Raw genomic sequence first — 12,008 nt, forward strand, 5'->3', positions numbered from 1 at the left:
TCCCCATAATAATAAACTGTGACCGAACTGATAGGAACGAATTATACGCTATTCAAAGCTTCGGGCTGATACTTATTTGATAAAAGCCCTTGTTAGTTATCTCCGGAACGGCATCAGATGGAAAATCAGGTTTTAAGACCTTTTAATTTAATAGGAGTTCAACATCCTTTTCGTTAAAGAAAATTTCAACATTTTAAAGGGTAATCGTATATAGACATATAATTATCCTTTTCTTTTAAAGATAACGAAAATTTCGCCTGGGTTACTCATAGGTCTATTTTATTCAAGGGATTATTAAAAAGCTCACATAAAGTTTTATTTCGGCAAGTTCCAGACAGGACATCCACCTCTTGGCAATGGTTAGAGGAAATTCAGAATAAATAGAAAAATTACAGTATACGAGAACCGTAGGTATTTTTACGTGGAAAGAGGTAACGGAAATTAATCCCGTGTCTCCTCTCTCATTCATTTAAAATACCTCGCTAAATTAAAAATGAATTTAATTATTCATTTTTGCTCACCACCCCGGTCTGGTTAAGAGCCGTTTTCAGACCGTGGGCGAGTTTCTCGGCTGGGCCCACACCCCAATAATGTAAAAAGAATATTCTTGGTTCTTCATACACCATGTGATTATGTACTGCCACTACTTCAATACCGTTTTCTACAAGGGCTTTTATAACAGGGGCAATTTCATCGGCAAGCATGGTGAAATCTCCTGCAACAGCAGCTTTTTCTGGAGTCCCCTGCCAGCTGGCCCAGGTATTAAATCCCATAAAAGTACTAACAGGAGCTCCGTGCTCCCTAAGATCAACATCTGGCCTCCCTATTGTAATCTTATAAACTCCATTGTTAAGATTACCTGAATGTCCTATAATATTATCTATTCTATCAGTATCCAGCGTATTCTCGACTTCACTAGGTTCGGAAGCTGCAGGATTCCCACCACGCACTTCCACAACCTTATCGAATAAAGCTTTTACTTTTTCTGCAAGTACTCCTTCTTCACCCATACCTCCAATATGCATGTACATGACATTGGGATTATTCCTCACAAAATGATTATGGATGGCGGTAATAGTCAATCCCTGTCTTATTACTTCCTGTTGTACCGGCCACAAATCATCTTCAGTCACCACTATATCGCCCATGACCATTGCTCCCTCTTTAATCGCAGAAAATGCTGCCCAGCTGCCTAGTCCCATCGGGGGGATGATTTTAAAACCATCAACCATTATCTCTAGATCATTTTGGGGAACTACTACTTTATATTCCCCATTGTTTTCCGTGCCCTTAATGCCAATAACCTCCCGGATAGCTGTAATATTCAGGGGATGCCGTTCCATATCTTCCTGTTGTTCTATCTCCTTTTGTTTTTCAGAAGATGGGCGAGAACTGTCAGCATTCTCTTTTTTACCGTCATGGCCATTGCACGAAAGCAATAAAAAAACTGTTGAAATCAATACGTATTTACTTTTCATAATATGTTTGTTTTATTATTTAAATTCTTCTAATCAATCTAATGTTTTTATACTGAAATCATCAAAGTAAGTTACAGCATCTTCTTTGGTCCATAAACCCACCTTACCAGCTTTAGTGAGGGTGGTATCTTTAACTTTAAATACTCCTTATTGTTCAAATAAATGGTAAATCATCACTTTTAATATTAATTCCAGGCTCTTCCAGTTATCACCTAGAGCGGCAACATCTAAGCCATAGGTTTTTCCTTTTCCTACAAGGGGCAAATCTCTGCGTTAGCCATCTTCTACTTTGTACACACCACGTTATCCTCGAGTGGATTTGCCCGTACTACATAATAATTGTTTTATCCATAAACCGCCGCCCTTGTCGTGATTGCCGGTTACACCTTTTAAACATACCGTAAGTACCATATCCTTTGTTATCATGCTGTTATCGACAATAGGGTTACAGCACATAATCAACCTAATTCCTTAAATATGAAGAAATAGATGATACCTGATAAAACACTGATCAGGATAGTTTTCAACATATCCCATTTCAAAATGAAATATACAAAAGAGGCTATTAGAGCAATAATTAATGATCCAATATTAACTGTGCTCCATTCGGGAATCAACCACCTTGCTCCGTACAGATATTTTTCGTTAACCTCAGAGAAAAGGGTGTGGATTGCAAACCAGACACCCAGATTAAGTACAACCCCTACTACGGCAGCTGTAATTCCTGATAGTGCAGTGGTTAAACTTTTATTGCCCCGTAGGTATTCTATATAAGGAGCGCCTGTAAAAATGAATAGAAAGCAAGGTACAAAGGTAACCCAGGTAACCATCAGGGAAGCTAAAATTCCAGCTGTTAGAGGATCGAGAGAGCCGCTTAATCTATAGGCCCCCATGAAGCCTACGAACTGTACCACCTGTATCAGCGGACCCGGCGTAGTTTCGGCCATACCCAGTCCATCCAACATTTCACCGGATTGTAACCAGCCATAATCTTCAACCGCTTTTTGAGCGATATAGGCTAATACAGCATAAGCCCCTCCGAAAGTTAGAACGGCCGTTTTACTGAAAAATAAGCCTTCCGAGAAGAAAATGTTTTCGACCCCAATCACCAGTCCAAGGATCAATAGTGGTAAAGACCATAGCGTTAGGAAAATAAAAATAGTCTTGAATGTTTTTTTTAAAGACGGCTTTACAGGTTGTATTTTGCTGTCAATCAATGTATTTTCATTATTGTCCTTGTCTTTATGTTCTTCAGCTAATCTATGCCCTTTAATGACATGGAATTTTTCTTCCCAAAGTTTTCCGCCAATAAAACCTGTCAATCCCGCTGCTATTATTATATAAGGAAAATCTACCTCAAAGAAAAATATAGCTATAAAGGCCAAAGCCGCCAAAACAAACATGAGCTCATTTTTGATGGCCTTTTTACCTATTTTAATGACGGCTCCAACAACTATGGCTAAGACGGCAGGTTTAATACCGAAGAATATAGCTTCGACAATACCAACATCTCTGTAAGCAGCGTAAAGAATACTGAGAATTAGTATTGAAACAAATCCAGGTATTACAAATAAAATACCTGCAGTTACCCCCCCTTTCGTCCTATGCAGCAACCACCCAATATACGTGGCCAGCTGCTGGGCTTCCGGCCCAGGCAGCAGCATACAGTAATTGAGCGCATGTAAAAAGCGGTCCTCACTTATCCATTTTTTTTCTTCGACCAGAATTTTATGCATCACCGCAATCTGCCCGGCAGGTCCACCAAAGCTATAAATGGCTACTCTAATCCATACTTTTATGGCTTCTTTAAAGGGTAATTGCTCCATTAAACAATTTTTATGGCCTTATTATATCGTTCTGCTACATTATCCCAATTAATGATATTTAAAATCGTATCGACAAAATCCCCTCTTTTATTTTTGTGTTTCAAATAATATGCATGTTCCCACACATCAATAACCAATAACGGAATCACGCCCCACTGGGTCAGTTTCTGATGATTCTCACATTGCAAGATGGTTAGCGATCGGGAAAAGGGTTGATAACCCAAAATACCCCAGCCGCTTCCTTCTACGCCTTTAGATACTTTTGCTATATATACCTGGAGCTTTTCAAATGAGCCGAAATCTTTTTCTATCTGTTTCAATAGTTCTGCTTTGGGCTGTGTTTTTTTATTGGAAAGGTTTGTCCAGAAAATGGTATGTAGCACGTGGCTTGAAAAATGATACGCCAGTTTGCGTGTCCACAAATCAACCTGGTCTAAATCTCCTGATTTTAGGTGTTCTTTTATTTTAATCAAATCTTTGTTTGCACCTTTAACTGCTCCACCATGATGAAACTCATAGTGTAAGTGAAGGGTTTCTTCGTCCATATGTGGTTCCAAAAATGTTTTGTTGTAAGGAAGTGATTTCTGGATAAAGTTACCGTTTTTGTCGACCAACTTATCTATTCCATTTTCAGTCACATTCTGCGAAAATACATTGTTAGTAGGGAGTATGGTTGCTCCACCTAAAATTGCTGAGTTCCTTAAAAAATCTTTTCTGTCCATAATTTTTTCTTTTATATGATTAAAATGCTATTCCAACTTGAAAACCAAAAGTTACTGAAAAAGGTAAATCATTGCCGAATCTAAACGGAATGGGCGTAGCGAGGAAATAAGTTACTTTTTCCTTTTTAATTATAGGTCTAACCATAACGGCCGTTGGTATTGAATGCAAGCCTGGTTAAAAAATTAAAACCTCCAATGTTTCGGTAGATAACACCTGGGTGAAAAAGTAATCCGGTTACCCTACTCGCACGATCATTAAAAGAAATCATAGGTGCAAACTCGATACTGTAAGCTATTTTGTCGCTCTGAAGAAAATTTATACCAACTGGAAAGCCTACTGTATAACTGCCATCAAAATTAAAGTGATTCCCGTCTTTTGTTATAGTGGCAATAGGATGCATAATACTAAAATAGTTTTTTATCTTAGGATAATTTGTTTCTTTATTTTCTACCTGTGAAAAAACAATTTTAGGGGTTAAAAAGGATAAAAGCAAAATAAGAATGATTTGGTTCCCGGCTCTGTTCATTATAGTTTCATGATTTTATTAAATGCAAGTATATGAATGGAATCTGTAGAAATTTGGGAAGCTGATTGGTTACCCGAAATTCACTTCAAAAATGTGCAATCCTTCTTCTTTATAATAATGAAGTCCCCATCCACTCGTTTCAGCTACCTTTAGAGCAATGGCTAATCCCAACCCCCAAGTATTGGGATTCCTGGATTGTTTGTAAAAACGGTTGAACAATTTATCCTTCTCAAATACTTTTCCTATTTCTTGCTTTTGCCCGGTATTGGCAATAATGAGCTTGTTTTCCATTATTTGAACGCTTACCATTCCATTCTCAATATTATGCAGAAAGGCGTTTTTAAGTAGGTTCTGTATCAGTATCTCCGTAAGCATAATATTTCCCTGCACTTTCAAACTATCTCGTGTTTCGGCTTTCACCGATATATTCAAGGCGGCTTTATGTTCTTCATAAAATTCCATGGATCGGCATAAAATTGTTTGAATATCAACCTGTTCCGAAAGGATAAACTGCCGGTTTTCGATTTTAGATAAGAGCAACAGAGTTTTACTCAGTTTTTTTAAGCGTTGTGTTGAACCGATAATGCCTTCAATAATTTCCGCCTGCTTCTTTGAAAGTTCAGCCTGCCCAATGAGTGCTTCCAGCCTTGACTGGATAATGGACAAGGGCGTTTGCATTTCATGTGAAGCGTTTTCAATAAATTGCTTTTGGCTTTGAAAGACTTCAGTATTTTTTCGGACCAGCTCATTCACAGCTTCATTCAGCATCCGGAACTCATCAATATTTGTAGATGGTAATTCGGGCATTTTCTCTTTATCAAAGCGCAAGAGCCGGAGCCTTTCGAGCATTTCAAAAAACGATTTCCATATTTTTTTGGAGATAATACGTTGGGTTAAGTAAAAAGAAAGCGCCAAGCCCATAAATAGGCTGCCGAGTGTAATGGCAATGGTACCTATCATTTCTCCCGCTTCCAGATGTGGCTTTATAATTTCCAGCCGGTAGTTATTATTGTGTAATTTCACATAAGCTGTAAGCTTTCGGTACTCATCAAACTCATCATCAACAGGCTCATAAATAAGAGTGTCAGTGTAGCTTTCATAGCTTTCCTGAAACACCTTCTTTTCAACAGGAAAAAAGGTAAAATCGTCTAGTGGGTTATCCTCTTTAAAAGGAGCTTCAGGATTTTCTTCTAGATAAGCTAGCAAGTTGACTTTGCGGTTGTTCAACACTTCATCTACATTTTGAAGTACATTCCAGCTAAGTACCAAATAAAACAATATCGAAAAAATCCCGAACAAGACGAGGAAATACAGCATTTGAAGGCGGGATGTGTAGGTAAGCAGCTTCATAAAGCCTGAATTTGATAACCTACCCCATAGATGTTATTTATTTCTACTTGTGCCCCGGCATCTTTCAGCTTTCGTTTGAGGTTCTTAATCTGAGAAAACAAAAAATCAAAACTCTGGGCCTCATCTACATAATCACCCCATACGTACTCTGCGAGCGCCATTTTAGAAATAATACGTTTATTATTGTTAATGAGGTGGATGAGTATAGCATATTCTTTTTTAGTAAATGAGATTGGCGTAGAAAAGTTATCTATTCTCACTAGGTATTGGCCTAGATCTATTACCATATTGGCAAAGCGGATAGGCTTATTGGTTTTAAACTGTTTCCTACGAATGACGGCTTTTATCCGGGCATTAAGTTCTGAAAAATAAAATGGTTTTATCAGGTAATCATCAGCTCCTAATTCGAGGCCAGTTAACTTATCATCTAGGGAATCTCTTGCAGAAAGAATAATAACACCATCAGTCTTATCTTCTTTTTTAAGAATTTCAAGAATTTCGAACCCACTGCCATCCGGTAAATTAATGTCTAGAATTAGACAGTCATAATCGTATAAATAAACACGTTCTTGGGCTGTTTGAAAGTTGCCTGCCGAATCATATAAATAGCCTTCTTTGGCCGCGAAATCCTCAAGGCTTTTTAACAGGTACGGTTCATCTTCTACAATCAGTAATTTCATAATAAATACAAATTAAGAAATTAATTCTGTAGAAATACTGGCTGAGCAATATCTTCTTCGCTTCAGTTCGATCTCAAAATCCATTGGCAAATAAAAAAATATGATCGGCAACCAAAACAATAACAGCTGAATCAAAGCCCCCAAAGTTTCTCAGTATAACGGACAAAAGTTTTTTAAAAGATAAATTTGGATTGGTGATAAATTTATGACCAAATACTTTGCTCTCAACGGCTTCCGGTAAATAGAAGCTAAAATGGAAAAAACAAAGGATTTTAAGGATATCAAATAGGTTAATTTTTATTAATAGGTTGATCAAAATTCCTAGACCTGAAATGATCCACCCAGTTTCGAAGAAATTCTGCGACAAATAAAGATATAAGCTATTTTAGAAGTAGTTTCTACTTTCTTCAGTATTTGAAAACAAAATTTGAACAAAAAACTTGAATCCGAATTGGTGACCTTGAAACAAGACTATTACAAAGTCTCTATTAATAAAGGTTTATAAATAAAAGGTACGGTCTGTTACCATTTCTGTTTTTTCATCGTTCAACTTTTCTCTTAAATTATCAATATCATTAGAAATTTTAGAATCAATTACTCGTGCATAGATCTGTGTAGTGGATAATTTGGTATGGCCTAAAAGCTTGGAAACTGTTTCTATGGGAACGCCATTAGCTAAAGTTATCGTTGTGGCAAAAGTATGCCTGGCGGTATGAAAACTCAGTTGTTTTTTTATTTTCACCTCTTTAGCTATTTCTTTTAAATACTGGTTGGTTTTCTGGTTGGAATAAACCGGTAGCAATTTTTCCGTTCCGTCTATTTTAGGATGAGTCTTATATCTTTTTAGAATTCGTTCCGCCTCTGCGAGTAATGGAACTCTCACAGCAGTATTCGTTTTACTCCTTCGGGTATAAATCCATTTATTGCCATCCACTCCAATTTGCAAATTGTTTTTATTTAAGGCTTTGGCATCAGCATAAGCCAGCCCGGTATAACAGGCAAAAACAAAAATATCCCGGTTAATAGTTAATACCGGTTTTTCAAACTCTTCGTTTTTGATCTTTTCCAGCTCGGTCTTGTTTAAATAAACCATATCCACCTGATCAAAGCGTAGCTTGAACCTTTTGGTGGGGTTCTTTTCAATCCAATCTAAATGTTCGGCCAGGCGCATTAGTTTTTTGAACCGCTCCATATGCTTCATTACTCCATTATTTTGAAGGCCCGGCAAAACACGTAAATAACTTTCAAATCCCAGGGTAAACTGGTAATCAATTTGCTTTAGATAAACATCTGAAGTATGATGCTGGGCTTTTAAATAATCTTTTAGGTAATTTTCCGTAGTCGTATAATTTTTCATGGTACCATATTTTAACACCTTATCCATCTTTTCTTTGTGATAGTTAATCAAATAGGTAAGCGTATAATGTTGCTGGTCACTACCCAGGTATCTAGCTTTGACTGTTTGTGTGGTTACCAGCAGTCCTTCTTTTAAAAGGCTATCATAGGTTTTATATAATTGCGCTTTGGTTTCATCAATCTTTTTATTGATCTGCCGACTTTCAGAAGTGTTACCGGTAAGTTTACTGGCTGATTGGTTCCACTTGTCTACCGGAATAGTTCGTTTTAAACTTATTTCTAATGATTTACCGTTAACGGTGATTCGGGCATAGAGGAGGGCTAAGGCTGGTTGCTTTTTCTTTTTGCGAATAAAAAAAGAAATGGAAAAGGTTTGACTGGTACGCATCGTTATGTTATTTTAATGAAACAATTAATTAAGGCGAAAGTCAAACTACCAATACGCAATTATGGAGTATCGGTAAGCTAAAAATACAAAAAAATAACTCACGATAAACTCACAAATTCCCAGTGAACTCACGGTGAACTCACATAAAATTTAACACTGTTTGTTAAAATTTGAGCAAAAAAGAAAGGGCAACTATATGAAAACCATATAATTACCCTTTAATTATGTTAAAATATAACTTGTTAAAGTCGGGGTGGCAGGATTCGAACCTGCGGCCTCCTGCTCCCAAAGCAGGCGCGATAACCGGGCTACGCTACACCCCGAATTGCAGCCAAGCTGCGTTCTTTACAATAATAAACTGGCATTAAAGAAACTTCCACAATTTTGCCAGCGTTTTTTATATTAAGCGGCTGCAAATATAGAAAAAACTTTACACTCTGCAATAGTATCTTTTAGATTTTATCATTTCACCATGCTTATCCTTTTCAGAAAGTTTATTAAATTGGCCAATGATAATTTCCTATCCAACTATATGGTTTTACTTAAAAAACCATAACCTTAGTTTGATCCTATATATAGGAATGGAAAAGTTTGATAAAATTAAAAACAGTTTATTCAAAATGAAAAAAATTCTGGCTATTGTTTTTGTTGTTGCAATTTTCGCATGCAAATCCGACAATAAAAAATCTGAAAATGAAGAAGACAATTATGTAATTCCTTCCTCCGAAAATTCTGCTTCCAAATCACCTCTTCAGGAAAGCATGGAGCATGGCAAAAAAGTTTACGCAGATATTTGTGTAACCTGCCATCTTCCCACTGGAAAAGGTATCCCTGGAACTTACCCTCCTCTTGATGGTTCAAATTGGCTGACTGAAAAGAGGGAGGCTACTATTCATGCTGTAAAATACGGCCTGCAGGGGGAAATCACTGTTAATGAAAAAACTTATGATAATATGATGCCTCCAATGGGGCTGAGTGACCAGGAAGTGACCGATGTTTTAAATTATGTAATGAATACCTGGAGCAATAATAATCAAAACCCAATTACCACAGAAGAGGTGGCGGCAGTAGAAGAATAATTTCATTTACCCGTAATCGATTATTTCCAGCATTTCATCTAAATTTCTTGTAAGCTAAAATTGAATTTATTAAATAATACCGGTTCTGAAGCAGAATACATTAGGAACGTGGTATCTCTCAAATACATTACTAGTTTTTGAAATGTTTAACTTAAAAAATTCTTTCTCATTTAAAAGAATTTGTTTTATTTGAAAAAAATTTATCTAATAACTTAAACGCACACCTATGAAGAAATTATTTACATTATTGTTCATTGGCTCCATGATCGCATCATGTTCTGATGATAACAGTATCAATGACATTGAAGAACCGGAAGCAGCTGTAAGCCTAGAAGAGCAGGTTGCCGAAGGAAAATTTGACAATTCAAGCCTTGGTATTTACGAAGGGGTTTTTACAACCCTTGATGGTTCTCAAAGATCAACTGTTGCTATTAAACTAGATGGGAAAAATGAACCTGTAGTTAGCTTTTTGTTTCCTGACGGAACAAAATCTTCTATAAAAGCTGCTTCAACATCAAAAGCACAGGCTGGAACAATCAATTTTTCTGATGATAAGTTCAGTTTCGATTTTAATGTAGAAGAAGATGGAACCAATCCTGAAGTTACCAATGTAACTTATGCCGGTAAAGAAGGTGATATTATTATCTTTAAAGAAACCTCTAAAGGTGCCGTTTCTCCTAAAACAGGAACTTACGACTGTGTTGATTGTGAAGGGCATCCTGAACTTGGAGAGCCAGGTGCTTTACAGACTTTTAATATTGTAATTACTGACGGTGCAGAATCTGATATGGAAGTGCAGTTAACACTTAATACTCGCACTTATTATGGAAATATGACCCAAAGCTCTTGTGAGGAAAGTGCTTTTGGAGACTACACCACGTGTAAATTAAATGGAACGATAGCAGGAAACACAGGTCCTGTTACTGTTAATCCATCTAATACAAGGACTACTTTCCATCAGTACAGATCTGGCACAGGAGACTGTTCTACAATTCAGGGAGTAATGTCATATACATCCAGCTTATTTGGCGGACCTTTCATTATGGCTTTTAACACTGACGATCCTATAGGCCCAAATGGTGATTGTCTATAAAAATTGAATTTTTCAAATTTCAAGACCCAAGTTTTTAAAGCTTGGGTTTTTTAGTTTTACCATTATAAACTTTTGTATTGTTATTCAACTCCCTGGAATTCGCCATTTTTTTACCAGTTGTATTCCTACTATACTGGAGCATAGGCAGTAAGCAAAAAAAGCTACAGAACTACCTTATTCTTGCGGCAAGTTATTTTTTTTATGGTTATTGGGATTGGAGGTTCCTGTTTTTAATTCTTTTCAGCTCTCTTATAGATTATTGGGCGGGAATTGCCATTTATCGTACGCAGAAAGAAAACAGAAAAAAATGGTGGCTTTTCTTTAGCGTCTTCTGGAATTTAGGAGTTCTCTTTGTTTTTAAGTATTTTAATTTCTTTATAGAAAATTTTTTGAATGCTTTTAATCTTGACCACAATGGAACATTAATAACTTCTCTCAGCATTCTGCTTCCTGTAGGGCTCAGTTTCTACACTTTTCAAACCCTTAGCTACACCATTGATGTTTATAAAAAACGAATAAAACCAACAAATAAGCTTCTTGAATTTTTGTGTTTTGTAAGCTTCTTTCCGCAATTAGTAGCCGGCCCAGTGGAAAGGGCTTCTTTCCTATTACCTCAATTTTTAAACAAGCGCATTTTCAATTCTCAGAAAGCAAAAGAAGGGCTTCGCCAAATCCTCTGGGGGCTTTTTAAAAAAATTGTAGTAGCAGACAATTTGGTGATAGCCGTTAATGAAATGTACTCTAATCCCGAGCGATTTCAAAGCCTGGAATTATTTTATATCGCAGTGCTTTACTATTTTCAACTATACTGTGACTTTTCAGGTTATGTTGATATTGCCATTGGTACCGCCAAATTATTTGGTTTCAACTTAAGTGTGAATTTCAGGATGCCTCATCTCTCCAGAAGCATCCGTGATTTCTGGAGGCGCTGGAACATTACTTTAAGCCAGTGGTTTAGAGACTATTTATATATTCCCTTTGTAAAACAGAGGCCAAGAACCGAAATTAACACTGCCATAGGCTTGTTTATAACCTTTACATTAATAGGATTTTGGCATGGTGCCAACTGGAATTTTCTTGTTTTTGGAGCCATACATAGTATCCTTGTAATTATCTACCGTTATATTCCTGAAGTGGATGCTAAAAACTTCAGAAACCATTTCAGGTTTCGCTTTGCCGACATTACGGGTACTGCAACAAGCTTTTTTATCCTTATCATTACCCTTATAATCTTCCGCACGCCGGAACTATCTCTGGGTTTTAAAATAATAGGTGATATCTTTTCATTTATTCCAGATAATAATTTTGAGACAGTAATCGGAATGAAAGTTTTATTTATACTCTTATTATTAGGTATAGAACTTCCGAATCGCCATAAAGATTTTCCGCTACAGGGCATGGAAAGATTTATCCCCCGGATAGGAAGATGGTTAATTTATTACTCTTTTATATATTTAATAATCCGTTATGCAGGACCCCAGGCCGAATACATCTATTTTCAGTTCTAAA

At 36.7% G+C, this 12,008-nt stretch carries 10 protein-coding genes and 1 tRNA gene; 3 read left to right on the forward strand and 8 right to left on the reverse strand.

The window, feature by feature from the left end; genetic code table 11:
• Positions 1 to 503: 503 nt before the first annotated feature.
• The 8 genes from RM553_RS08335 to RM553_RS08370 form a co-directional block, all read right to left on the reverse strand.
• On the reverse strand, positions 504 to 1,478 hold the full coding sequence (locus RM553_RS08335) for a DUF1259 domain-containing protein (RefSeq protein ID WP_008615549.1): 975 nt from the start codon (positions 1,476 to 1,478) through the stop codon (positions 504 to 506).
• A 458-nt stretch (positions 1,479 to 1,936) separates the two neighbouring features.
• Positions 1,937 to 3,304 carry a chromate efflux transporter gene (gene chrA / locus RM553_RS08340; RefSeq protein WP_008615548.1) on the reverse strand — a complete coding sequence of 456 codons (1,368 nt, stop codon included), beginning with the start codon at positions 3,302 to 3,304 and terminating at the stop codon, positions 1,937 to 1,939.
• Positions 3,304 to 4,026, reverse strand: coding sequence for a superoxide dismutase (locus RM553_RS08345; RefSeq protein ID WP_008615545.1), 723 nt, complete (start codon positions 4,024 to 4,026; stop codon positions 3,304 to 3,306). The genes chrA and RM553_RS08345 overlap by 1 nt, the downstream gene beginning before the upstream one ends.
• Before the next feature lie 137 nt (positions 4,027 to 4,163).
• A complete protein-coding gene (locus RM553_RS08350) occupies positions 4,164 to 4,553 on the reverse strand; it encodes a hypothetical protein (RefSeq protein WP_008615543.1) in 390 nt (129 codons plus the stop codon).
• Positions 4,554 to 4,622: 69 nt separating this feature from the next.
• Positions 4,623 to 5,903 (reverse strand): sensor histidine kinase, encoded by a 1,281-nt coding sequence (locus RM553_RS08355; protein ID WP_008615542.1) that lies wholly within the window; start codon positions 5,901 to 5,903, stop codon positions 4,623 to 4,625.
• The gene (locus RM553_RS08360; protein ID WP_008615540.1) at positions 5,900 to 6,583 is read right to left on the reverse strand and encodes a response regulator transcription factor; all 684 of its coding nucleotides are present in this window, start codon (positions 6,581 to 6,583) and stop codon (positions 5,900 to 5,902) included. The genes RM553_RS08355 and RM553_RS08360 overlap by 4 nt, the downstream gene beginning before the upstream one ends.
• A 499-nt stretch (positions 6,584 to 7,082) precedes the next feature.
• Positions 7,083 to 8,327, reverse strand: a complete 1,245-nt coding sequence (locus tag RM553_RS08365) for a site-specific integrase (protein ID WP_008615538.1) — start codon at positions 8,325 to 8,327, stop codon at positions 7,083 to 7,085.
• Positions 8,328 to 8,575: 248 nt separating this feature from the next.
• A tRNA-Pro gene (locus RM553_RS08370) sits at positions 8,576 to 8,650 on the reverse strand.
• A 297-nt stretch (positions 8,651 to 8,947) separates the two neighbouring features.
• On the opposite strand from RM553_RS08370, the gene RM553_RS08375 reads away from it, so the two are divergent.
• From RM553_RS08375 to RM553_RS08385, 3 genes are all read left to right on the forward strand, one after another.
• Positions 8,948 to 9,406, forward strand: a complete 459-nt coding sequence (locus tag RM553_RS08375; protein WP_311534467.1) for a c-type cytochrome — start codon at positions 8,948 to 8,950, stop codon at positions 9,404 to 9,406.
• A gap of 226 nt (positions 9,407 to 9,632) precedes the next feature.
• Positions 9,633 to 10,499, forward strand: a complete 867-nt coding sequence (locus RM553_RS08380) for a hypothetical protein (RefSeq protein ID WP_311534468.1) — start codon at positions 9,633 to 9,635, stop codon at positions 10,497 to 10,499.
• A 77-nt stretch (positions 10,500 to 10,576) separates the two neighbouring features.
• Positions 10,577 to 12,007, forward strand: coding sequence for an MBOAT family O-acyltransferase (locus RM553_RS08385; RefSeq protein WP_311534469.1), 1,431 nt, complete (start codon positions 10,577 to 10,579; stop codon positions 12,005 to 12,007).
• Position 12,008: the final 1 nt, after the last annotated feature.

It is taken from the genome of Autumnicola tepida, assembly GCF_031846485.1.
Taxonomy (GTDB): domain Bacteria; phylum Bacteroidota; class Bacteroidia; order Flavobacteriales; family Flavobacteriaceae; genus Autumnicola; species Autumnicola tepida.